The organism is Lactobacillus sp. Sy-1, from assembly GCF_019303535.1.
Taxonomy (GTDB): domain Bacteria; phylum Bacillota; class Bacilli; order Lactobacillales; family Lactobacillaceae; genus Nicoliella.
Window position 1 is genome coordinate 870,808 of sequence record NZ_JACCIU010000001.1, and the last position, 23,214, is coordinate 894,021.

The window sequence follows — 23,214 nt, forward strand, 5'->3', positions numbered from 1 at the left end:
ATTAATCAAAACTATTAACAAACTTATTAATTAGTGTTATATTACTCTTACGCTTTACATTAAATAACGAACAAAATAATGATAAATTAAATAATTGTTAGGAGTGTTTACAATGAGTAATAGATTTGAACTTTTAGTAGAATATAGACAGGCGGCTAAGGAATTAGAGCACCTTAAAAATAGTGAGGCTGCTAATTCTAGTATCCTAGCAAAGAGTAATAATACTATTACCATTGAGCCAGAATACGGCAGTAAGATGAAAACACTAACTAAGAAATGTAATACCCTAAAGATGATTTTAGAAGCAATGGATGCTTCTGAAGACTAAAAAAGATCTGCTGATAATTTATATTATCGACAGATCTTTTTTAGTTGATAAACTTAAACGTTGTTATTCCATAATTAGCATTATAAAAATGACCACCTAGTTCTTCATTATCGATATTCCCATATTCAATGGATGGAATACTGATCTTTAAACTGTTGCATTCAAACTGATGCACTGATTTTAGGTGGGGGCGCTTACCAATAAACATTAGTAAAATGGCCCAAGTCACTAATAGAATGTTTTTATTTTCCATGATTAGTACTGCTAACGACGGACTTTTAACGTTCGCATTAGGCATTAACTTCTTATTATTATCGAAATAGGGGGTATTGTAAATACAAACCCACACAACCCTTGCAAATTGGTCTCTCTTGCCGTTTACAGACATGTATAAGGGAAACTCCTTAATTGCATATAGATTGACTAAGATTCGCCAAAAACGCCTGATTCTTTTAAAATGGTTTTGAATCCATTTCCAGCGATGTTTAGACTTACTACTAAGTAGATTAGATTCAAATCCAATTCCCATATTGTTTAAAAAGAAATGGTAACGTTTATTAAAATTATTTAGATAAAAGCCAATGTTAACATCTAAAACGTTAGATGAACTTAGGGCGTGGTTTAAAGATCGTTGCCAATCTCGATCAATTCCCATTTCAAGGGCAAAATTATTATTTCTGCCAGTTGGAACTAGGGCAATTGGAAACTCCTCTAGTTGATGATTTTGAAGAATGGCATTTTTTTGACCACTAATAACTTGATTGAGCGTCCCATCGCCACCAATTACCAACAAAACATTATTGAACTGATGATTATTTGAATAATCCTTAGTATACTGTTCTGTGATTAACCGAGCATGGTTATGATATTCAGTTATTCTATATTGATAATTAATTTTTCCAGCATCTAAAGTTTCTTTTATTGATTGCCACTTTTGTTTACTTTTACCGCGGTCGGCAGTTGGATTAATAATTATCAGGTATCTGGCTTGCAAGCGGGGGGACACTCCTTTACTAAGTGATTTAAAAAAGCGAATTCAATCTTTGAATTCGCTTTTTCATTATGGATTAGTGTTTGTTCATAATTAGCATTGGTAAAATTAATGGGTGACGTTCGGTCTTATTAAATAAGAATCTTTGCAGATCATTAATAATGGCACTCCGAATGGTTGCTTCGGTCGCATGCTTATTATGCATCGCTCTACGAATGGTTCTAAATACTAATTTCCGACCTTCATCCAATAGCTTACCAGATTCGCGCATATAAACAAAACCACGAGATAGCAAGTCTGGACCAGATTGAATTTCTTGTTTATTTAAATTAATGGTAGCAACAACAACAACTAGTCCTTCTTCTGAAAGGATTTGACGATCATGAAGGACGACATTTCCAATATCGCCAATTCCATTACCGTCAATGTATACATCACCAGCAGTGAAATGTCCAGCAATTCTAGCTGTATCCTTAGTTAGTGCTAAAACATCCCCATTTGCCATGATGAAACTATTTTTAAGTGGAACTCCACATTGTTCAGCTAATTCAGTATGAATTTTAAGCATTCGATACTCACCATGAATCGGCATAAAGAACTTAGGTTTCATCAAACGAAGCATCAACTTTTGTTCTTCTTGGCCCCCATGGCCAGAAGTATGAATGTTATTTACCTTACCATGAATTACCTTTGCACCAGCTTCTTCAAGTTCATTGATTACCTTATTAACACTAACTGTATTTCCAGGAATTGGATTACTTGAAAATACAACCGTATCGTTTGGCTGGATGGAGATTTGACGGTGGGTTCCATTGGCGATTCTAGAAAGAGCCGCCATCGGTTCACCCTGTGAACCAGTACATAGAATTAACGTTTTGTTAGCGGGCAGGGAAGATAAATCAGATGCATCAACAAAAGCGTCGTCTGGAATATCCAAGTAACCTAGTTCCCGACCATTGACAATTGCAGCTTCCATACTTCTTCCAAAAACAGCAATCTTACGATTATGAGCTAATGCAGTATCACAAGCAGTCTTGATTCGTGAAATATTAGAAGCGAAGGTAGCAAAAATAATGCGTCCTTCAACCGCATCAAAAATGTGGCGAACTGATTTTCCAACCCATCGTTCAGATTTAGTCCATACCGGGCGCTCGGCATTCGTACTATCTGACATTAAGCATAGTACGCCTTCTTCACCAAGCCGGGCCATTTCATGAAGACCAGGCGGCTGGTTAGTAACTGGGGTAAGGTCGAACTTATAATCACCAGTTTGGACAATTACTCCGGATGGGGTATGAACAGCAATTCCCAGTGTATCTGGAATTGAATGGGTAGTTCTAAAGAACGAGACACTGGTTTTTCTGAACTTCAGTACTGAAGTTTCATCAATTCGGTGCATCTCAGCACTTCTTAATAACCCATGTTCTTCTAGTTTATTTTTAATTAAAGCAAGCGCTAGTGGTCCGGCATAAATAGGCACATTTAAATCTCTTAACAGGTATGGAACCCCACCAATGTGGTCTTCGTGTCCGTGGGTAATGACTAGGGCTTTGATCTTATCCCGGTTTTCGATTAAGTAACTATAATCTGGAATAACGTAATCAACCCCCAAAAGGTCATCTTCAGGGAACTTAATTCCGGCATCTATTAAAATAATTTCATCTTGAAATTGGATTCCGTAGGTGTTCTTACCAATTTCTCCTAAACCACCAACGCCATAAATAGCTGTTTCGTTATTTTTGACGTTTAGTTTTTTCATGATTATTTAAACTCCGTAATTTCAAAATCTGGGCTCTTCTTTTCGTATTCAAGATGATTACCCTCTAGTGGCTCTACATATTCAATGTTGTAATCTGGAACAGATTCAACCATGGATCTAGCTTCAACTTCCGTATTAGCCTCAACGTACATACTCTTAGTAGTTTCTCTTCGTGGAGTACGCTTCATAGAATCTTGATATAACACTTTAAAAATCATACTCAATTATGCTCCTTTTATAGTTTTATGTAATTCTTTTGTATCGATCGCGTGTAAAATACACTAATTTAATCTAATTCTAGCATATTCAAAATAATAAGTATAGTATAGCTACATATAATTGAATGCATGTTAAAATAAATTAATTAATTGATTTGAAAGGGATGAGAGTTGATTGTTTTGGGAAGCTTTTTTAGGAATCATTATTGCAATTATTATTTATAATTTAATTCACCGCATTTTTGTTGTTAACCCTACTAAGAAAACCCAGCTGGCTTCAGAGCAACATTGTCAGGCCATTTTAAATTCATTTTTAAAGAAACTCCCAGCTGATGGTTATAATTTAAAAATTGTTAATTCCAAAGTGCTTTCTGATGTTTGGGGACGGGGGATTCAAGTATTTGAATATCGATTAGCGATTGATGATCAGAATCCAGCTAATAAATTGAACTATTTAAAGGAACATTTGAACCAGCTATTTAATGAAAGAAATCAAAATCCAGCCGTTGATGATAACCAAATCAAAATCACAGACTTATGGCGCTATCGGCGTTCAGTACACATTGAGATGGCGTACCTTGCCAATCAGTCCACTGAAGAATACATTAATGACATTGAACGATTGACTGAGTAATACCGCTGCTGCCAAATAAAAAAGACGCAGCAACGCAGCGTCTAAAATATTAGCCAATGAAGATTTCATCTTCTGACCGGGAAAATGGATCCTTACTATCGATATGATCGTAAAATAAGGTCCCGTGGAGGTGGTCAATCTCGTGTTGACAAACAATTGCAGGATAGTTCTTAAGTCTTACTTGGTGTTCCTCACCATTTACATCTTGGTATTTGAGTGTAATTCTAGCTGAACGAGGAACGTACCCGGGAACGTCTTTATCAACTGATAAGCAGCCTTCTCCTTCAGTTAATGCACATCTTTGGACGGCGTTAGAAACAATCACTGGATTAATGATAACGTCCTTAAAAATGGGGTTATCAGGATCCTCTTCGTTAGGAACCAACACAGATGCCATCATTTCACTGACTCCAACCTGTGGTGCGGCTAAGCCGACTCCGGCCCGCAGATGGTATTTTTTACAGAGTTCTTCGTTTTGGCTCACTTCTAGGTATTCCATTAAGTCTTTGGCTAACTGCTTATCCTTATCGCTTAAGGGAAAACTAACCTTTTGAGCCTGCTTTCTTAGGACGGGATCACCGTCTCTTACAATGTCCTTCATTAAAAACAATATCATCCCTCCAAATTCTTTACATCTAATTTTAGCACAATTTTGTTTTTAGTAATATAAAAATAAGGAGTTAGTAAACTAATGAAACCTAACTATCAATATCCACTATTTGAAGACTGGAACCGAGATGAATTAACTCGGGTGTTTAAACTATATCAATTGGTAGAAGATGCCTATGAATTAAATCAGGGGGCCAATCGACAAGCCGTGATTGATGCATACGTTGATTTTCAAAAAATTGTTCCTGCTAAGGGCGAACAACGAACAATTGAACGAGAATTTGAGCATAATTCTGGGTATAATATTTTTAAATGTTTAAAGGCCGCCCGCGCATCAAACAAAAAAATGTTTAAAATGAGTGACTAGTCTTTGACTAGTTTATGATTTTAAGTTACTATAAATAATGATAATTTAAGATAATGCTATTACGCTGTGACGAAGTTTGTTGCAGCTTTTGTTATGGACCTCCAATCGCTTATTAAAAAGTGACCGGTTAATTCTTACAAAAATAGGATTACGTATATCTTGTATAATACTAATTTTGATTAGTGTGAAGGGAAGGAATAACTTGAAAACAAGAGACAACATCCGCAATATTGCCATTATTGCCCACGTTGACCACGGTAAAACAACTTTAGTTAACGAACTACTAAAACAGTCTGATACATTGGACCAACACACAGAAATTGGTGACCGTGCCATGGATACCAATGATATTGAAAAGGAACGTGGAATCACGATTCTTTCAAAGAATACCGCTGTTAAATATGGCGATAAGCAAATCAATATCTTGGATACCCCAGGACATGCCGATTTCGGTGGGGAAGTTGAACGTATCATGCGAATGGTTGATGGTGTTCTTTTAGTTGTTGATGCATTTGAAGGAACAATGCCACAAACTCGGTTCGTATTGAAAAAGGCCCTCGAACAACACTTGACGCCAATCGTTGTTATTAACAAGGTTGACCGTGAAGGAGCTCGTCCTGCTGAAGTGGTTGACGAAGTTCTTGATTTGTTTATCGAATTAGGTGCTGATGAAGACCAACTTGAATTCCCAGTTCTATATGCTTCAGCTATGAACGGAACTTCAAGCTACAGTGATGATCTTGACTCTCAAGAACACACTATGAAGCCAGTTTTTGATACTATCATTAAGACAATCCCAGCTCCAATCGATAACTCAGACGAACCATTACAATTCCAAGTTGCAATGCTTGATTATGATGATTTCTTGGGTCGGATCGGAATTGGTCGGGTCTTCCGTGGTAAGATTAAGGTTGGAGATAACGTTACCGTTATGAAGCTTGACGGAACTACTCAAAACTTCCGGGTTACTAAGTTAATGGGATTCCTTGGGCTAGCTAAGGTTGACATTGATGAAGCAGAAGCTGGTGACTTGATTGCCGTTTCTGGGATGGAAGATATTAACGTTGGTGAGACCGTTGTTGACCCAGCTAAGCAAGAACCACTTCCAGTATTGAGAATTGATGAACCAACCCTTCAAATGACATTTGGTTCAAACACTTCACCATTTGTTGGTAAGGATGGGGACTTTGTTACCGCTCGTCAATTATTTGAACGACTACAACGTGAATTACACACCGACGTTTCACTTCGGGTTGAAGACACTGGCGAACCAGGTTCATGGACTGTATCTGGTCGTGGGGAACTTCATTTATCAATCCTAGTGGAAACTCTTAGACGTGAAGGATATGAATTACAAGTATCTCGTCCAAAGGTTATCCTTCGTGAAGTTGATGGCGAAATGTGTGAACCATTTGAATCTGTTCAAATCGATACTCCAGAAGAATACGCTGGTTCAATTATCGATACCTTATCGCAACGTAAGGGAACGATGGAAAACATGGAAAACACTGGAAATGGTCAACAACGTTTGACATTCCTAGTGCCATCTCGTGGTTTGATTGGTTACCCAACTGAATTCCTTTCAATTACTCGTGGATACGGAATTATGAACCACAGTTTCTCCAAGTACCTTCCAGTAATTAAGAAGTGGAATCCAGGTCGTAAGAACGGTGCCTTAGTTTCAATTAACCAAGGAAAGACTACCACTTACGCAATCATGGGAATCGAAAGTCGTGGAACAATCTTTATCGATCCCGGAACTGAAGTATATGAAGGAATGATTGTTGGTAAGAACAGCCGTGATAACGATATTTCCGTTAACATTACTAAGGGAAAGAAGTTAACCAACGTTCGTGCTTCCGGTTCTGATGATATGGCTAAGATTAAGGAACCAGAACATTTAACCCTTGAAGAATCATTGGAATTCTTAAACGACGATGAACTTTGTGAAGTAACTCCTCACTTTGTTCGCCTTCGTAAGAAGACCTTAAACACTAAGCAACGTGAAAAGGAAGCTAAGATGTCCCGTCACGGATAAAAGCTGCTTTTAAAAGAACGAAGAAGTTACTTCTTCGTTCTTTTTTTATTCAAAATTTAGGGCTAATTACGATATATGATATAATTAATGTAATTATCGATACTGTTGGAGTCTGATTAAAAATGAAGTTAAAGAGAATAACTAAGGACTTGGATTACTTTTTGTTAGTTCCATATGCAATCCTTTGTGTAATTGGAATTATTATGGTGTTTTCCGCGAGTTCGAATATTGAAATGCAAAATGGTGGGACGGCAATTAGTTACCTCATCAAGCAGTTAATGTACGTTGTTGTAGGGCTTTTGATGCTAGCTGGGATATTCAGAATTAATCAAAAACAGCTACGTAATGCGATGTTTATTAGTGCTACCGGTGTTTTTTTTATAATCCTTTTTGTTTATTTAATGGTCTTTGGAAAATCCATTAATGGGTCTGCTGGATGGCTAAACTTCGGTGGGTTTGGGGTTCAGCCAGCTGAATTTGTGAAGCTATACTTTATTTTGTTATACGCCCGGGTACTTAGTCGTGATGAAAAGAAAATGGAAGTGTTCACTAGTTGGAAATCTTTTCTTAAAGCGCATATTAAGACGATGATCACTACCATCATCATTTTAGTTTTAATTCTATTTCTTCCCGATTTAGGGGGGACATTGATTAACTTTACGATCGTAATCGTCATGATTCTCGCTTCTGGGGTTAGTTATAAACGATCATTTAGAATCTTAGCCGGTTCACTTGCGCTGGCGTATTTACTACTCTACCTACTAGCTTTTGGACCCCTTAAGTCGCTAGGCTTTTTGAAGCATAGCTATATGTTCCAGCGGGTGGTAGCTTTTGCTAATCCGTTCGTTCACGCCAATGGGATTGGGCAACAACTAGTTAATTCTTACTATGCGATTAGTAACGGTGGAATCTTTGGGAAGGGAATTGGTAATAGTATCCAAAAAACAGGGTACCTTCCAGAACCGAACACTGATTTTATCATGGCGATTATCTCCGAAGAATTGGGACTTATTGGGGTGTTAATAATTATGGGTCTACTTTGCTTCATGATTCTTAGAATTATCACGATTGGTGTGCGTTCTAACGATGGCTATAGTTCATTAATTTGCTACGGAACCGCTACCTACTTAGTAGTTCAAACTTATTTTAATGTTGGTGGAGTAACTGGAATCCTCCCGATTACCGGAGTGACCTTTCCGTTTATTAGTTACGGAGGTTCTAGCATGATTACCCTGTGCCTGTGTTTGGGGTTAGTTTTAAAAATTAGTTACAAACAAAAAATTGCAAGGCGAGAACAGCAAGCTGTGAAAGGTGACTATTAAATTTGAATATTAAAAATCGAATTGGATTGATTGTTTATGTCCATTCTGTTAAGCAGACCCGCTTTTTAAAGAAGTATGGCATCTTAGACTACGTATCTAAGCGGATGCACTATGCGGTCCTATACGTTGATGCTGATGATGCCGAAAAAATAGTAACATTATTAAAAAAGCAAAAAATTGTAAGGACGGTTGAAAAATCGCCGCTAGTGGAACTTTCTGCTAGTTTTGCTAATAACCAGAGTTTAGATGATGATGATGAATAGGGTGAATGAACAGTGCGAGTAATTTCAGGTAAATTTGGGAAGCGACCATTAAGGGCGGTTCCAGGGCGACTAACGCGACCAACAACTGATAAAGTAAAGGAATCCTTATTTAATATCATTGGCCCCTATTTTAACGGGGGCTCCTTTTTAGATTTATTTGCTGGTTCTGGCGGTGTCGCAATTGAGGCGGTTTCAAGGGGTTTTAATGATGCGACATTGGTTGATAAGCAGTATGCAGCAATTAAGACTATCCAGCAAAACGTACAAATGACGAATGAAGCCGACCGGTTTACTGTTATCAAAACAAATGCCGATTTAGCTTTGCAACGGCTTGCTTCTGCTGGAAAAAAATTTGAAATGGTGTTTTTAGATCCACCCTATAAGCAAGAACAGATGCTTGCCGATTTGGCTACCTTACGGGAGTTAAAGCTATTGACTAGTGGCGCCATGGTAATTTGTGAAACTGATAACCAGGCTAAATTATCTGATAATGTTGATGGGTATCAATTAGTTCGGCAAAAGGAATACGGATTAACCGTAATTTCAATTTATAAGTATGAAATGGAGGCGTCATAGCAATGACTAAGGCTGTTTTTCCCGGCAGTTTTGATCCGGTGACTAATGGACACCTTGATATTATCAAACGGGCTAGTCGCCTTTTTGATGAATTAGTAGTGGTTGTTGGTAATAATAGCAAGAAAAGTGGCTGGATTAATCCTACAGAGCGGGTGGCATTGATTGAACAATCCACTACGGATTTAAAAAACGTGTCGGTTCAATTAACCGATGGATTAATTATTGATTTAATGACCGCAATCGGTGCCAATGTTATTGTTCGCGGGGTTAGAAACACTGGTGATTTTGATGCTGAGAAGTCATTAGCAACTTTTAACCACCAGTTAAACCCATCTATTGACACGTTTTTGATGCCCACTAGCCCTCGTTTTGAATCATTATCGTCTTCACGAGTGCGTGAACTATGCCATTTTGGCAAACCAGTTGACGACTATGTTTCAAAACCGGTTGCTGATTTTATCAAGGAAAAGTGGGAATTAAATGAAAAATAAAGGGAAGCATCGTTTTTTTAAAATTGGCTTACCAGTTTTGGTAGTCATCTTAGTTGCGGTTAGTTTTTTGTTACCGTTACCTAAGTATATTGAAGGCCCTGGTGGGGCTGATAAATTGAGCAACATCGTTAATATTAAGAATCATCCTGATAATCAAAAGGGAAAGTTCATGTTAACCTCGGTCGGAATCATGCAGGCGACTCCGGCTTCCTATCTTTATGCCAAGTTAAATCCATACTACTCGATTGAAAGTGTTGAGAGCGTGACCGGGGGCCAGAATAGTGCCACTTACGATCGCCTGCAAACCTTTTATATGCAAAGTGCGATTAATGAAGCAATTTATACTGCCTATCGGGCAGCTGGACAGTCTGTAACTAAGGATTACAAGGGGATTTACATTATTGATGTTTTGAAAACATCTAAGTTTAAGGGATTAATTCACGTTGGAGATACGATTGTCAAAGTGAATGGACATCACTTTAATTCAGCGTTGGGGTACCAAAACTACATTCGAAAGCAAAAGGTAGGGGCCCCCCTTAAAATTGGTTATTACCATAATGCTAAGTACCATGAGGTTACTAAGCCTCTAACCAAGTTGCCAAACACTAACCAAGCTGGGATTGGAATCACTTTAACTGATGATTTAAAGGTTACAACTAAGATTCCGATTAAAGTGGATCCCGGTCAGATTGGTGGGCCTTCGGGTGGGTTAATGTTTTCACTACAAATTTACAGTCAATTAACTGGCGATAACATCCGGAAGGGTAGAAACATTGCTGGGACCGGGACCATTAATTCAGATGGATCGGTGGGTGAAATTGGTGGAATTGATAAAAAAATTATTGCTGCGAAACGGAATGGAGCAACGATCTTTTTAGCACCGTATATTAAACCGACAAAGGCAGTTAAGGCTGTTGAACCCGGTCACTTAACGAATTATGAATTAGCAGTTAAAACGGCTAAACGGTATGCCCCAAATATGAAGGTTATTCCGGTAACGTCATTTAAGGATGCACTGAATAAATTAAAATAATTACACAAAAGAGTTAATCCAATCGTTGGGATTAACTCTTTTTACGTATGTATTTAAAGATAGGAGGGTAGCAGATGAATAGGATTAAGGAATTAATTGATACTTATCGATATTACATCATTGGCGGGGCGTTAGCCGTTATGCTCATTTTAGCAGGAGTTCTTTTATTTGGTGGGAATCATTCGGCCCCCAATGACAATGTTAATCAGTTGGCGGAAAGCGGGGTCGCAAATTCTGGTAGCATGAGCGAATCTTCGAGTGTTACAACGCTTACCAGTAGTGGATCGTCCTCCAGTCCTGATGGTAAAATGGTGGTCGATATTAAAGGAGCAGTAAAGGATCCAGGAATTTATAAGGTCGGTACTGATACCCGGGTTTCAGATTTAGTGGAATTGGCAGGCGGATTTACGAAAGCTGCTGACCATAAAAACGTTAACCTAGCCCAACGATTGAATGACCAACAAGTAGTTTATATTCCACTGAAGGGGGAGGTGAAGGGCAATGTCCATCTAAGCAATTCTCAGCCATCGCAAACGACCAGCAGCGATTCAATTAGTAATTCTGGTGATGATAATGGTAAAATTAACATAAATACTGCTGATAAAGAAAAATTACAAACAATAACTGGCATCGGTGAGAAAAAAGCAGAAAATATCATTAGTTATCGTGAACAAAAGGGTGCTTTTAAATCGATTGAAGATATTAAAAACGCAGACGGAATTGGTGATAAGATGTTTGAAAATATGAAGGACAGTATTACCGTCTGATTTTCTTTAGAGGCAAGGGGAGTTTTTAAAATGAATAAGAAACGAATTCCATGGGATCAATATTTTATGTTACAAGCCGTATTGCTTTCGACTAGGAGTACTTGCAATCGCCTTTCAGTGGGGGCTAGTTTAGTACGCGATAAGCGTATTATTGCGGGAGGCTATAATGGTTCCGTTGCTGGGGATGCCCATTGTACTGATGAAGGTTGCTACATGGTTGATGGTCACTGTTTAAGAACAATTCATGCAGAAATGAACGCCATTTTACAGTGTGCTAAGTTCGGGGAATCTACGGACGGGGCCGAAATTTACGTTACTGATTTTCCATGCCTTCAATGTACCAAAATGTTATTACAGGCAGGAATTGTTAAAATTAATTACCTGCGTAATTATAATAACGATGATTATGCCCTCCACCTTTTAAAACTGAAGCAGATTGGATTACACCAGGTTAAGTTGGATAAGGATACGCTAGAACAACTACCATTTAATACCTATTTATCTGATAAATAAATTTTAAAGAATAATCTAATATTTATTGCGTTGCTAATGGTTGCAATCAACACGATGTTTTTTGGTAATTTAATGCTTGGGAGTTGCCTACTGGTTTATACAGGACTGCGGATTCTATTTTTAAAACAACGTGGACTTTTAATGGTTTTAATTCTTTGTGGAATTGGATTTTCAATTGTTTGTTTTGTAAACTGCAGGGCGGTTCAAAATAATGAACTCAATCTGGATTCTAATCAATTGATTACCATTAAGGTCCAACCAGATCAAATTAAAATGCGACCAGACTACTACTACGGGAAGGCAACGTTGCTAAATGAAAAGCAGCAGGTGCTATTTTCTGGATCGATTCGGCCAGATTCTCCGCTCCAAGCCGGGAATGATTTTACCAAACCGCTTTTGCTGGTTGTCCGTGCAGAAGTAAAGCCTATTGAAGCTTCAACCAATCAAAACCAGTTCAATGCTAAGCAATACTACGCTACTCAGTCGATCACCAACTCAGTTAAAATTAAATCAATTGTTAATCTGTCTGAATCACACCACTTGAATTTAGTTGATATGATCCATAGCTTTCGAATGGGCCTAATTAACTATGCTAATCAGTTGCCAAAACCTTTGAATATATATGTACTTAGTCTGATTATTGGTGAAATGACGGATGAGGCTTATGATGAGATAACGGGAATTAAGCAACTGGGTTTGATTCACTTATTTAGTATTTCAGGTCTCCATGTTTACTATTTTATTAGTATTATTGAACGAATTTTTATTTATCTCCGGATGCGTCGCGAGCATTACCAGATTTTAATTATTCTGATTCTGCCGTTATATTTTATTTTTTCGGGCTCTTCAGTAGGTTTATTAAGGGCGATTTTAATGGTTGAAGCAGGCATGCTGGCCAGAACTTTTAAGCTTAGGGTGCGGGGGATTGATATCTGGAGCATTGCATTGATTATTAATTTAATTTTAGCTCCCCGTACATTAATCCAATTCGGGAGTCAATTAAGTTATGCCCTTTCTTTCGGGCTGATCTTCACGAATAAATTAGGCTTTATTAAGCAAACAATGTTGATGAATGTGATCGGGATTCCGTTTATTATTTTTCACGTATATGAGTGGCATTTTTTAACGTTTTTAGCTAATTTATTGATTTTACCGTTATTTTCAATCCTTATTTTTCCGATGGTTATCGTTGGGATGATTAGCTTTACAGTAATTCCTTTGATTTCAGTTTTGATTGCCAATTTTTTAACCATTTTTGATGGAACGATTAATTGGTTCGGTGCATTACCTGGAAATATTTTATTCGGACGGCCACCAGTTTTGGTTGCAACTGGGCTATTTATTATGACCCTGCTTTTAGTTGATAAGCCCAAAATAAGGCGGTGGCTAATACTTTTTGGCATGTACCTAATTACATTTATGTTGATTCATTTTCCAGTGAACGGTGAGGTAACTTACTTTGACGTTGGGCAGGGGGATAGCTTTTTAATTCGGACCCCGTTTAATCGATCGGTGAATTTAATTGATACTGGGGGGCGAGTTCTGTTTGGTAAAAACCAGGTGCAAACCAAATTTAATGCTGAAAAAACCTCCATTAATTATTTAAAGAGTATTGGAATTAATCGGATTGATAATTTATTTATAACCCATCAGGATGCTGACCATAGTGGTGATTTACCAGCCTTTTTAACCCAAATGAGAGTGGTAAACTTAATCATTCCTGAGGGAATGCAGAATAATCAGAATTTTATGGCTAAAATTAGTGGTAAAATGAACCATACGAATTTATTATTGGCAAAGAGTGGAATGCGCTTTTCGAATCGCCAAATTAATATTTACCATCCAGTCGAACCGGGGATTGGGGCTAATGAGGATTCGCTAGTGATTGGGACGACGATTAACAAATTAAACTGGTTATTTACTGGTGATTTGGATCAAGCCGGTGAACGAGCCGTTATTAAACAGTATCCGCACTTAAAAGCCAGCGTATTAAAGGTTGGTCATCACGGGAGCAAGACTTCGACTGCCCCTGAACTACTAGACCAGCTTCATCCTCAGATTGCAATTATTTCTGCTGGACGCAATAATCGTTATGGTCATCCGAATTCAGATGTGATGAATGAATTAAATCGGAGACAAATCAAGGTTTATAATACCCAAACGAATGGCATGATTGCATATCGTTATGGGATGTTTAATAGCGCACATTTTAAAACTTATATGAGTAGGTGAAACATTGAATTTTTACGAGGTAACAACTCAGCTAAAAAAGGGTGAACTGGCACCCATTTACCTAGTTACAGGGAAACAAACTTATTTAATGGAACAGCTGAAAAAGCAGTTCGTTAAAATGATTCCAGAGGCAGATCAAACTATGAATCTTGCTAGTTATGACATGGATAGCACGCCATTATCCGAGGCAATGAATGATGCAATGTCCGCACCGTTTTTTGGTGAGCACCGACTAGTTATAATCAATAATCCGCTTTTTTTAACCGGTGAAAAGGGCAAGGGGAAAATTGACCATGCAACTGATGAGTTAATTAACTATGTACAAAATCCGCTTCCATCAACCATCTTGGTTGTGATGGCACCTTATGAAAAATTGGATGCTCGGAAGAAAATCGTGAAAATGCTAAAAAAACAGGCAGTGTGGGTTGATTTACAAGAAGTGAATGAAAATGAAACTAAAAAATATGTAGGACAATATTTAAACCATCGTGGGTATCAAATTGATCAGTCTGTAATGGAGAGCCTGATTCAAAGGACCGATGGTCAACTCTCGGCAATTATGAATGATTTACCAAAGCTAATGATTTATTGTCAAAAAGAGAAACAAATTACCAGGGATTCCGTGGCCAACTTGGTTACTAAGACCTTAAATCAAAATATTTTTACACTCGTGGATTTAGTCTTGAAAAAGCAAACCACTAGCGCAGTAAGCCTATACCAAGAACTGTTAATGGATGGTCAGTCATCAATTCAAATTAATGCGGTTTTATTAGGTCAGTTTAGATTGTTATTACAGGTAATGGTGCTTAAAAACTATGGATATAGTCAGGGAAAACTGGCAAGCTCATTAAAAGTACATCCATACCGGGTTAAACTGGCGCTTCAAACTAGTCGGCACTACCAGTTTAAGGATTTAAAACGGGCTTTTTTAGGGTTAACCGATATTGAAAGGCAATTAAAGAGCACCAATGAATCTCCGGAATTGCTCTTTGAAATGTTTATGCTCAAGTTTGCATAAAAAAATCCCACTAACCAATTTTGATTAGTGGGATTTTTTGAAAGTAAAAAACCTCAGTCATGAGCTGAGGTTTTGATTACTTGTTAAAAAGTCTAGTAAGACGTGACTTGTCACGACTAGCCTTGTTAGCTTTGATTAAACCTTTTGACTTAACATGGTCAATCTTGCTAATTGCATCCTTGAATGTTTCTTCAAGATTATCAGAACCAGCTGCTTGAGCTTTTTCAAATTTCTTGATAGCATTTCTCATTGCACTCTTTTGTACAATGTTTTGTTTTTCTGCTTTTTCATTCGTCTTTACACGCTTGATAGCGGACTTAATTACTGGCATGATTTCACCTCCAAATACGAAGTAATGTCCATAATTCAACACTTTTTAATTATACAGACTCGCTATCTTAATTGCAATAGAATTCATCAAATCAATATTAACAATCATACTAATTATTAATTAGGGGTTGTTAAAGATGCAATTATCTAGTATGATTGATTAGTAAAACATTTTAACCCTGACTTAGTTCTCCACTGTCTCACTGGTGATTACTCAGTTACGGGTGCTTATACAAGAAAGGTGGGATTTTTTATGGCTCTTACACAAGAACATAAGAATGAAATTATCAAAAAATACGCTCGTCACGAAGGTGACACTGGATCAGCAGAAGTTCAAATCGCTGTTTTAACTGCTGATATTAATGAAATTAATAACCACATGAAGGAACACAAGAAAGATTTCCATTCACAACGTGGATTAATGAAGAAGATTGGTCACCGTCGTAACCTTCTTGCTTACTTACGTAACAAGGACGTTCAACGTTACCGTGAACTAATTAACAGTCTTGGCCTACGTCGTTAATACTGTTAAAAGGGGTGGGCTGCAATTAGCAGCTACACCCTTTTTTTGTACATAATAATACGTTCGGTTTTAAAATATGATAAAATAACTCATAGATATTATGAACGTAATTAAAAAGAAAAAATTTCTGAGGTGAATTATGAAGGAAAAAGTGAAGATTATTCCACTTGGTGGGGTAAGAGAAGATGGCGAAAACCTATACGCCGTAGATATTAATGATGGAATTTATGTTTTAGATTGTGGATTAAAATATCCTGAAAATGAAATGTTAGGAATTGATTTTGTGATTCCTGATATGACATATTTACGGGAAAATCGTGATCGAATCGTGGGAGTCTTTTTAACCCATGGACATGCAGATGCAATTGGCGCATTACCATATTTTCTATCTGAATTTAATGTTCCTGTTTTTGGATCTGAATTAACAATTGCGCTGGCTAAGTTATTAGTTAAAGACAATAAAGGTAGCCGTAAGTTCGATAATTTTAACGTTATTAATGAGGATAGTGAAATTATTTTTGATGATGTCACAGTTACCTTCTTTAAGACTACCCACTCAATTCCAGAATCGATGGGAATTGTTTTAGATACTAAATTTGGCAAGATTGTTTATACTGGTGACTTTAAATTTGACCAGACTGCATCCGAAGGCTATCAAACTGACTATGCAGCATTAGGTGATATTGGTCGTAGTGGGGTCTTAGCATTGCTTAGTGATTCTTCAAATGCTGAAAACCCAAACCAGGGAACTAATGAACGTAAAATTGCTAACTACATTGATGATACGTTTGAATATCATGAAAATCGCATTATTGTTGCTTGTGCTGCATACAATATTCTTAGAATTCAGCAGGTATTTAACGCCGCAGCCAAGAGCGAACGAAAAGTATTCCTTACGAACCAAAACTTAGAAAAAATTGTAAATACTGCAATTAAATTGCATAAGTTGAACCTACCAAAGAAGGATCTATTAATTTCTAAGATTGCAGAATTAGATAAGTTAGATCCATCTGAAACGGTTATTCTCCAAACTGGAAAGATGGGCGAACCAATTAAGGCCCTTCAAAGAATGACTAGTAAGCAATCCGTTGATAATCCAATTAGCGTTAAGGAAGGGGACATGGTTTTAATTGCCACCACTCCTGCACCAGCGATGGAAACAAACGTTGCTAGAACTCGTGATATGATTTACCGGGCAAATGCAGAGGTTAAAATGATTTCAGATGATATTAAATCATCTGGTGATGCTAGCCAAGAAGACCTTCAATTCATGTTAAACATCCTAAAGCCTAAGTACTTAGTCCCAGTTCAAGGGGAATATCGGATGTTAGAAGCCCATGCCAATGTTGCTGAAGAAATTGGCTTTCCAGCTGATAATATCTTTATTCCAGCTAAGGGTGACGTTTTAGAATACGATGGAAATAAAATGTTGCGGGCAAGTAGCGTGGACGCTGGTGATATAATGATTGATGGAATCGGTGTTGGTGATATTGGGAATATCGTCTTACGTGATAGAAAGGTCCTTTCTGAAGACGGCATTTTCGTCGTGGTTGTTACCATTAACCGGAAGAAAAAGACGGTTATTGCTCAGCCTAAGATTACATCCCGTGGTTTCATCTATGTTAAAGCTAATAAGTCGCTGATGAACGAAGCCTCTAAAATTGTTTATGATGCTGTTCAATACAATCTTGATAATAAAGAATTTGACTGGGGCCATTTAAAGCAAGACGTTCGGGATAAGTTAAGCTCATTCCTGTTTGACCAAACTAAACGGCGTCCTGTGATTCTACCAGTAATTATGGAAGTTCACCAACATCATAAAGGGCACAAGAACAATAAAAAAGCAGCTAATTCAAAGGGTGAAAACTAGGAAGTGGAGTCGAATTTGAACTATGATGAATTATGGAATTCCATTTATCAAAATTTAGCTATTCACCATTATTCCATGGCAATTGCAGATTTAAAGAAAATTTATGAAAATGACCCGTCTAAAAAAGCTAACTTATTACTTGTGAAAGCGTTGGTTGATAATCAGGATTATTTAGCTGCTAAGGAATATATGTTAGAAAAAATTAATGATTATCAAGATTCTGAGGCTAATTTTAAATTGATGGTTAAAATTTTTGGACTTAACCATAACTTTATTCAAGCTCAGATTATGATTCGTTCAGTAAAAAATGGTGTCTTTCAATCAGAATTACAGAACGATTTTAATCGGCTGCAGCGTGAATTTATTAATAGTCATCCTGATGAAATTAATAAAATGGAAATGAATCTATATCACATTGGTGGAGCTCAACTTCCCATTCAACAACAAATTATTACTGAATCAATGAACCTGCCAGTCCCTAATTACGTAGACGGTGCCAAGGGTGCTTTATCTGATCCGTTCTTGTATCCTGCGATTAGATTTAGTCTTTTAGATGTCTTAAGAGAGCTTCAATTTACCCAATTCATTGACATTAATTGGCTTGATAAAAAGGTTCACCGGGTGAATTTATTCAAGCTAGTTCCGCTTTCAGAAACGATGAGTGCCGTTGGGATTTTTAATGTTTTAGAACGGCGGTTCGGGCAAACTTCACCAACCATTTTTCAAAATATGGTTAAAACCTTTAACTTATTTTTAGCCTATTTGTACCCATTTGGCGATGAAATTGTTACTGATTATTCACTATGGGTATCGGTTGCCTATCAAATGCAAAAGGGGAACCATTTGGACTTAAACCAGTTAGATGACGATGCTAAAGCTGTCTATGATTGGCAATTCAGGTTATTAAAGATAATTGAATCGATAAAATAACTTGACAATCAATTGAAAAATTGATTTAATCTAAACTATCGAAAATATTTATTTTTGTGTTTTTTTTGTGTTTACAAATAGGAATACACTAGATATAATATTAGAGGATATTCTTCTTGAGAGCGATACAACTTTGTATTTTTGAGAAGATGTAGTATAATAATACTAAAAGATGTATCGCAATCTCGCGATACTAGTCTTTCGAAAATCACAGGAGGTTTCATTAATGGCAAAAGAACATTATGAAAGAACAAAACCCCATGTAAATATTGGTACTATTGGCCATATTGATCATGGTAAGACTACTTTAACTGCAGCAATTACTAAGGTATTAGCTGATAGAGGTTTGGCTAAGGCCGAAGACTACGCTGATATCGATGCTGCTCCAGAAGAACGTGAACGTGGTATCACGATCAACACTGCGCACGTTGAATACGAAACTGAAAAGCGTCACTATGCTCACGTTGATGCTCCAGGACATGCTGATTACATTAAGAACATGATCACTGGTGCTGCTCAAATGGATGGTGCTATCTTAGTTGTTGCCGCAACTGATGGTCCTATGCCACAAACTCGTGAACACATCCTTCTTGCTCGCCAAGTTGGTGTTGAATACATCGTTGTATTCTTAAACAAGACTGATTTAGTTGATGATGACGAATTAGTTGACTTGGTTGAAATGGAAGTTCGTGAATTACTTTCAGAATACGATTACCCTGGTGATGATATTCCTGTTGTTCGTGGTTCAGCTCTTAAGGCTTTACAAGGTGACGAAGAACAAGAAAAAGTTATCTTGAAGTTAATGGACATCGTTGATGAATACATCCCAACTCCAGAACGTGATGACAGCAAGCCATTCTTAATGCCTGTTGAAGACGTATTCTCAATCACTGGTCGTGGTACTGTTGCTTCTGGTCGTATCGACCGTGGTAAGATCGGTGTTGGTGACCCAGTTGAAATCGTTGGTCTTACTGACGAAGCATTGAAGTCTACTGTTACTGGACTTGAAATGTTCCGTAAGACTCTTGACGAAGGGGAAGCCGGAGATAACGTTGGGGTATTACTTCGTGGTGTTGACCGTGACCAAGTTGTTCGTGGACAAGTTCTTGCTGCTCCAGGTTCAATCAAGACTCACAAGAAGTTTACTGGTCAAGTTTATATCTTGAGTAAAGAAGAAGGTGGACGTCATACTCCATTCTTCTCAAACTACCGTCCACAATTCTACTTCCATACTACCGATGTTACTGGTGTTATCGAACTAGAAGACGGTGTTGAAATGGTTATGCCTGGTGATAACGTTACTTTCCACGTGGACTTAACTAAGCCAGTTGCCATCGAACAAGGTACTAAGTTTACCATCCGTGAAGGTGGTCATACTGTCGGTGCCGGTGTTGTTTCTGAAATTGATGACTAATTTTTAGATAATAACATTTAAAAGGGTTTGAAGCTTTTGCTTCAAATCCTTTTTATTTTGCAAAAAATTGATTAATATTAATCACATTTAGTTGCTTTGATTGCTTGATTTTAGCTAAGATGGTATACTTTTATATGTAGTTATTAAGGACTAATTAATCTAATTTGATTAGTAGTTTAACGAAGTTATTTAATCACTTTCCTGATTAAATAAATTAAAATTAATAATAATATTTTTCATCTCGGAGGGAATAAAATGTCTGCAAAATGGGAAAAGAAAGGTACCAATGATGGAGAATTAACTTTTGAAATCGGTACAGATAAAATTAAGGAAGGTTTAGATAAGGCTTTCCAAAAGAACAAAAAGAATGTGAATATCCCTGGATTCCGTAAGGGAAAGGTTTCACGTCAAATCTTTAACGAAATGTATGGTGAAGAATCACTATACCAAGATGCTTTAAACATCTTACTTCCAGAAGCTTACAGCGATGCTGTTAAGGAAACTGGAATCGATCCAGTTGCCCAACCAGAAGTTGATGTGGAATCACTTGAAAAAGGGAAGCCTTGGGTCTTAAAGGCAGTTGTTACTGTTAAGCCAGAAGTTAAGCTTGGCGAATACAAGGGAATTTCTGTTGAAAAGCAAAATACTCGGGTATACAAGAAGGATATTGATGAAGCAATTGAAAAGAAACGTCAATCACAAGCTGAATTAGTATTGAAGGAAGACAAGCCAGCTGAAGAAGGCGATACTGTAATTATTGACTTCGACGGTTACGTTGATGGCAAGCAATTCGATGGTGGTCAAGCTAATAACTACTCATTAGAATTAGGTTCACACTCATTTATTGATAACTTTGAAGATCAATTAGTAGGCCACAAGGCTGGGGACGAAGTTGATGTTGATGTTACCTTCCCTGACGATTACCAAGCAAAGGAATTGGAAGGTAAGAAGGCTACTTTCAAGGTTAAGATTCACGAAGTAAAGGAAAAGCAATTACCAAAACTTGACGATGAATTTGCTAAGGATGTTGACGAAGATGTTGACAGCCTAGACGAATTAAAAGACAAGGTTAAGGAACAACTTAAGAGCGAAAAGGAAACTGAAGCTAAGAATAACATTGAAGACGAAGCAATTAGCGGAGCCGTTGATAACGCTGAAGTTAAAGAAATTCCTCAAGCAATGATTGATGAAGACACTGAACGTCAAATGGATCAATACCTTGCTAACATGCAACAACAAGGAATTAATGCTCAAATGTACTTCCAACTTACTGGAACTAGTAAGGAAGACCTTAAGAAGCAATTTGCTGATGGTGCAAGTCGTCGTGTAAAGACTAACCTTGTTCTTGAAGCAATCGTTGAAGCTGAAAACATTAAGCCAACAGAAGAAGAAGTAAAAGAAGAAATTGCGACCCTTGCTAAACAATATGGAATGAAGGAAGAAGCAATTAAGAGTGCTTTATCCGAAGACATGCTTAAGCATGATATTGCAATTCAAAGTGCTGTTAAGTTAATTACTGATAGTGCAAAGCAAGATAAGCCTGCTAGCAAGAATGAAGATAGCGAAGAATAATATTTCTTGATTAAAACCAGTTGGCGGTTTTCGCTAACTGGTTTTTTTATTGCAAGCTAATTATTTTAACTCCGTTCTAAATTATGCTATAGTGTTGAAACTGATATTTATAAAACCAAACTGTGAGGTGCATACATTTGTTTGATGATGATGATAAGGGGCCAGTAATTTGCTCATTTTGTGGCAAATCTCAAGATCAAGTTCAAAAGATTGTTGCTGGACCTGGTGTTTATATTTGTAATGAATGTATCGATTTATGTAAACAGATTGTTGACGAGGAATTAGCGCAAGATAATAAGAGTGTTGACATTAAGTCACTAACACCTGCTGAAATCGTTGATAAATTAAATCAATATGTAATTGGCCAAAGTGAAGCTAAGAAGACGCTTGCGGTTGCTGTTTATAACCATTACAAGCGGATCAAGAGTATGGAAACGGTAAAGCCAGGGGATACTGAATTACAAAAGAGTAATATTGCCATGATTGGACCAACTGGTTCTGGGAAAACTTACTTGGCACAGACGCTTGCGCGAATTTTAAACGTTCCATTTGCAATTGCTGATGCAACCACCCTTACTCAGGCTGGGTACGTAGGGGAAGATGTTGAAAACATCATCTTGAAGTTGTTACAAAATGCAGATTTTGATGTAGAAAGAGCCCAAAAGGGAATCATCTACATTGATGAAATCGATAAGATTGCTAAGAAGTCTGAAAACGTTTCAATTACCCGTGATGTTTCTGGTGAAGGGGTTCAACAATCACTGTTGAAGATCCTTGAAGGAACCATTGCTAATGTTCCACCTGAAGGTGGTCGCAAGAATCCGCAACAAAAGTTTATTCAAGTAGATACTACTAACATCTTATTTATCGTTGGTGGAGCCTTTGATGGAATCGAAACCATTGTTAAGGATCGGCTCGGTAAGAAGACGATTGGATTCGGGACTGATAACGATGAATTAGCAGACATGGATGATAATGACATCATGCAACATGTTATTACTGAAGACCTGCTTAAATTCGGTTTAATTCCAGAATTTATTGGGCGGTTACCAATCCTAACTGCTTTGAACAAGTTAACTGAATCTGACTTAGTTCGGGTGTTAACTGAACCAAAGAATGCGCTAGTTAAGCAGTATCAAAAGCTACTAGAACTAGATGGCGTGGACTTGGAATTCAGTGAAGATGCGTTGAAAGCAATGGCGAAGTTAGCGATTGACCGTGATACCGGTGCTCGGGGACTACGTTCAATTATTGAAAACGTAATGGAAAACATTATGTATGAAGTTCCTAGTCGAACTGACGTTGATAAGGTTGTCGTTACTAAGGATTCTGTTACGGAACATACAGAACCCAAGCTGGTTTTAAAAACTGAATCTAAATAAAACTAAAAAGCAGGTGGCTACCTGCTTTTTTTAA

The 23,214-nt window shown here is 37.4% G+C and carries 24 protein-coding genes; 19 read left to right on the forward strand and 5 right to left on the reverse strand.

Going from position 1 to position 23,214, the window contains the following annotated elements:
* Positions 1-112: 112 nt before the first annotated feature.
* Positions 113-328: a hypothetical protein gene (locus HZL42_RS03600; protein ID WP_219054306.1), complete on the forward strand. Its 216-nt coding sequence runs from the start codon at positions 113-115 to the stop codon at positions 326-328.
* A gap of 40 nt (positions 329-368) precedes the next feature.
* Here the strand turns inward: HZL42_RS03600 and HZL42_RS03605 are convergent, their stop codons facing one another.
* The 3 genes from HZL42_RS03605 to HZL42_RS03615 all read right to left on the reverse strand — a co-directional run bounded on the left by HZL42_RS03605 (position 369) and on the right by HZL42_RS03615 (position 3,296).
* Positions 369-1,322: a diacylglycerol kinase family protein gene (locus tag HZL42_RS03605; RefSeq protein WP_219054307.1), complete on the reverse strand. Its 954-nt coding sequence runs from the start codon at positions 1,320-1,322 to the stop codon at positions 369-371.
* Positions 1,323-1,395: 73 nt separating this feature from the next.
* Positions 1,396-3,078: a ribonuclease J1 gene (rnjA, locus tag HZL42_RS03610; RefSeq protein WP_219054308.1), complete on the reverse strand. Its 1,683-nt coding sequence runs from the start codon at positions 3,076-3,078 to the stop codon at positions 1,396-1,398.
* 2 nt (positions 3,079-3,080) lie between these two features.
* A complete protein-coding gene (locus HZL42_RS03615; protein ID WP_219054309.1) occupies positions 3,081-3,296 on the reverse strand; it encodes a DNA-directed RNA polymerase subunit epsilon in 216 nt (71 codons plus the stop codon).
* A gap of 175 nt (positions 3,297-3,471) precedes the next feature.
* Here HZL42_RS03615 and HZL42_RS03620 point away from each other — a divergent pair, with 175 nt between their 5' ends.
* Entirely contained in the window at positions 3,472-3,930 is a 459-nt protein-coding gene (locus HZL42_RS03620) for a hypothetical protein (RefSeq protein ID WP_219054310.1), read from the forward strand.
* A gap of 49 nt (positions 3,931-3,979) precedes the next feature.
* Here the strand turns inward: HZL42_RS03620 and def are convergent, their stop codons facing one another.
* A complete protein-coding gene (gene def, locus HZL42_RS03625) occupies positions 3,980-4,540 on the reverse strand; it encodes a peptide deformylase (RefSeq protein WP_219054311.1) in 561 nt (186 codons plus the stop codon).
* Between the two features lie 81 nt (positions 4,541-4,621).
* Between def and HZL42_RS03630 the strand changes: the two genes are divergently transcribed.
* The 11 genes from HZL42_RS03630 (at position 4,622) to holA (ending at position 15,159) form a co-directional block, all read left to right on the forward strand.
* A complete protein-coding gene (locus HZL42_RS03630; RefSeq protein ID WP_219054312.1) occupies positions 4,622-4,906 on the forward strand; it encodes a UPF0223 family protein in 285 nt (94 codons plus the stop codon).
* Between the two features lie 202 nt (positions 4,907-5,108).
* Complete coding sequence (typA, locus tag HZL42_RS03635; RefSeq protein WP_219054313.1) at positions 5,109-6,944, forward strand: translational GTPase TypA; 1,836 nt, start codon at positions 5,109-5,111, stop codon at positions 6,942-6,944.
* A gap of 122 nt (positions 6,945-7,066) precedes the next feature.
* Positions 7,067-8,266 (forward strand): FtsW/RodA/SpoVE family cell cycle protein, encoded by a 1,200-nt coding sequence (locus HZL42_RS03640; protein ID WP_219054314.1) that lies wholly within the window; start codon positions 7,067-7,069, stop codon positions 8,264-8,266.
* Between the two features lie 2 nt (positions 8,267-8,268).
* Positions 8,269-8,529 (forward strand): YlbG family protein, encoded by a 261-nt coding sequence (locus HZL42_RS03645; protein WP_219054315.1) that lies wholly within the window; start codon positions 8,269-8,271, stop codon positions 8,527-8,529.
* Positions 8,530-8,541: 12 nt separating this feature from the next.
* Positions 8,542-9,105, forward strand: a complete 564-nt coding sequence (gene rsmD, locus HZL42_RS03650) for a 16S rRNA (guanine(966)-N(2))-methyltransferase RsmD (protein WP_219054316.1) — start codon at positions 8,542-8,544, stop codon at positions 9,103-9,105.
* Between the two features lie 2 nt (positions 9,106-9,107).
* Positions 9,108-9,596, forward strand: coding sequence for a pantetheine-phosphate adenylyltransferase (coaD, locus tag HZL42_RS03655; protein ID WP_219054317.1), 489 nt, complete (start codon positions 9,108-9,110; stop codon positions 9,594-9,596).
* Positions 9,586-10,629 carry a SepM family pheromone-processing serine protease gene (locus tag HZL42_RS03660; RefSeq protein ID WP_219054318.1) on the forward strand — a complete coding sequence of 348 codons (1,044 nt, stop codon included), beginning with the start codon at positions 9,586-9,588 and terminating at the stop codon, positions 10,627-10,629. The genes coaD and HZL42_RS03660 overlap by 11 nt, the downstream gene beginning before the upstream one ends.
* Positions 10,630-10,703: 74 nt before the next feature.
* Positions 10,704-11,396, forward strand: coding sequence for a helix-hairpin-helix domain-containing protein (locus HZL42_RS03665; protein ID WP_219054319.1), 693 nt, complete (start codon positions 10,704-10,706; stop codon positions 11,394-11,396).
* A 30-nt stretch (positions 11,397-11,426) separates the two neighbouring features.
* Positions 11,427-11,909, forward strand: coding sequence for a ComE operon protein 2 (locus HZL42_RS03670; RefSeq protein WP_219054320.1), 483 nt, complete (start codon positions 11,427-11,429; stop codon positions 11,907-11,909).
* 54 nt (positions 11,910-11,963) lie between these two features.
* Positions 11,964-14,141 carry a DNA internalization-related competence protein ComEC/Rec2 gene (locus HZL42_RS03675; protein WP_219054321.1) on the forward strand — a complete coding sequence of 726 codons (2,178 nt, stop codon included), beginning with the start codon at positions 11,964-11,966 and terminating at the stop codon, positions 14,139-14,141.
* Between the two features lie 4 nt (positions 14,142-14,145).
* Entirely contained in the window at positions 14,146-15,159 is a 1,014-nt protein-coding gene (holA, locus tag HZL42_RS03680; protein ID WP_219054322.1) for a DNA polymerase III subunit delta, read from the forward strand.
* A gap of 76 nt (positions 15,160-15,235) precedes the next feature.
* Here the strand turns inward: holA and rpsT are convergent, their stop codons facing one another.
* The gene (gene rpsT / locus HZL42_RS03685; RefSeq protein WP_219054323.1) at positions 15,236-15,490 is read right to left on the reverse strand and encodes a 30S ribosomal protein S20; all 255 of its coding nucleotides are present in this window, start codon (positions 15,488-15,490) and stop codon (positions 15,236-15,238) included.
* Positions 15,491-15,742: 252 nt separating this feature from the next.
* Between rpsT and rpsO the strand changes: the two genes are divergently transcribed.
* The 6 genes from rpsO (at position 15,743) to clpX (ending at position 23,180) form a co-directional block, all read left to right on the forward strand.
* Entirely contained in the window at positions 15,743-16,012 is a 270-nt protein-coding gene (gene rpsO, locus HZL42_RS03690; protein ID WP_219054324.1) for a 30S ribosomal protein S15, read from the forward strand.
* A 139-nt stretch (positions 16,013-16,151) separates the two neighbouring features.
* A complete protein-coding gene (locus HZL42_RS03695; RefSeq protein ID WP_219054325.1) occupies positions 16,152-17,882 on the forward strand; it encodes a ribonuclease J in 1,731 nt (576 codons plus the stop codon).
* 75 nt (positions 17,883-17,957) lie between these two features.
* The gene (locus HZL42_RS03700; protein WP_219054326.1) at positions 17,958-18,812 is read left to right on the forward strand and encodes a hypothetical protein; all 855 of its coding nucleotides are present in this window, start codon (positions 17,958-17,960) and stop codon (positions 18,810-18,812) included.
* Between the two features lie 226 nt (positions 18,813-19,038).
* A complete protein-coding gene (tuf, locus tag HZL42_RS03705; protein ID WP_219054327.1) occupies positions 19,039-20,226 on the forward strand; it encodes an elongation factor Tu in 1,188 nt (395 codons plus the stop codon).
* A gap of 255 nt (positions 20,227-20,481) precedes the next feature.
* A complete protein-coding gene (tig, locus tag HZL42_RS03710; RefSeq protein ID WP_219054328.1) occupies positions 20,482-21,798 on the forward strand; it encodes a trigger factor in 1,317 nt (438 codons plus the stop codon).
* Positions 21,799-21,935: 137 nt separating this feature from the next.
* Positions 21,936-23,180, forward strand: a complete 1,245-nt coding sequence (clpX, locus tag HZL42_RS03715; protein WP_219054329.1) for an ATP-dependent Clp protease ATP-binding subunit ClpX — start codon at positions 21,936-21,938, stop codon at positions 23,178-23,180.
* Positions 23,181-23,214 lie beyond the last annotated feature (34 nt).

Excerpts from the sequence above, each read along its gene's own strand:
- coaD (WP_219054317.1), top strand. The coding sequence starts at position 9,108 with ATGACTAAGGCTGTTTTTCCCGGCAGTTTTGATCCGGTGACTAATGGA.
- rnjA (WP_219054308.1), bottom strand. The coding sequence starts at position 3,078 with ATGAAAAAACTAAACGTCAAAAATAACGAAACAGCTATTTATGGCGTT.
- HZL42_RS03660 (WP_219054318.1), top strand. The coding sequence starts at position 9,586 with ATGAAAAATAAAGGGAAGCATCGTTTTTTTAAAATTGGCTTACCAGTT.
- HZL42_RS03670 (WP_219054320.1), top strand. The coding sequence starts at position 11,427 with ATGAATAAGAAACGAATTCCATGGGATCAATATTTTATGTTACAAGCC.
- HZL42_RS03600 (WP_219054306.1), top strand. The coding sequence starts at position 113 with ATGAGTAATAGATTTGAACTTTTAGTAGAATATAGACAGGCGGCTAAG.
- HZL42_RS03675 (WP_219054321.1), top strand. The coding sequence starts at position 11,964 with ATGTTTTTTGGTAATTTAATGCTTGGGAGTTGCCTACTGGTTTATACA.
- HZL42_RS03630 (WP_219054312.1), top strand. The coding sequence starts at position 4,622 with ATGAAACCTAACTATCAATATCCACTATTTGAAGACTGGAACCGAGAT.
- HZL42_RS03695 (WP_219054325.1), top strand. The coding sequence starts at position 16,152 with ATGAAGGAAAAAGTGAAGATTATTCCACTTGGTGGGGTAAGAGAAGAT.
- rpsO (WP_219054324.1), top strand. The coding sequence starts at position 15,743 with ATGGCTCTTACACAAGAACATAAGAATGAAATTATCAAAAAATACGCT.
- HZL42_RS03615 (WP_219054309.1), bottom strand. The coding sequence starts at position 3,296 with ATGATTTTTAAAGTGTTATATCAAGATTCTATGAAGCGTACTCCACGA.
- HZL42_RS03665 (WP_219054319.1), top strand. The coding sequence starts at position 10,704 with ATGAATAGGATTAAGGAATTAATTGATACTTATCGATATTACATCATT.
- rpsT (WP_219054323.1), bottom strand. The coding sequence starts at position 15,490 with ATGCCAGTAATTAAGTCCGCTATCAAGCGTGTAAAGACGAATGAAAAA.
- HZL42_RS03640 (WP_219054314.1), top strand. The coding sequence starts at position 7,067 with ATGAAGTTAAAGAGAATAACTAAGGACTTGGATTACTTTTTGTTAGTT.
- tuf (WP_219054327.1), top strand. The coding sequence starts at position 19,039 with ATGGCAAAAGAACATTATGAAAGAACAAAACCCCATGTAAATATTGGT.
- HZL42_RS03700 (WP_219054326.1), top strand. The coding sequence starts at position 17,958 with ATGGCAATTGCAGATTTAAAGAAAATTTATGAAAATGACCCGTCTAAA.
- tig (WP_219054328.1), top strand. The coding sequence starts at position 20,482 with ATGTCTGCAAAATGGGAAAAGAAAGGTACCAATGATGGAGAATTAACT.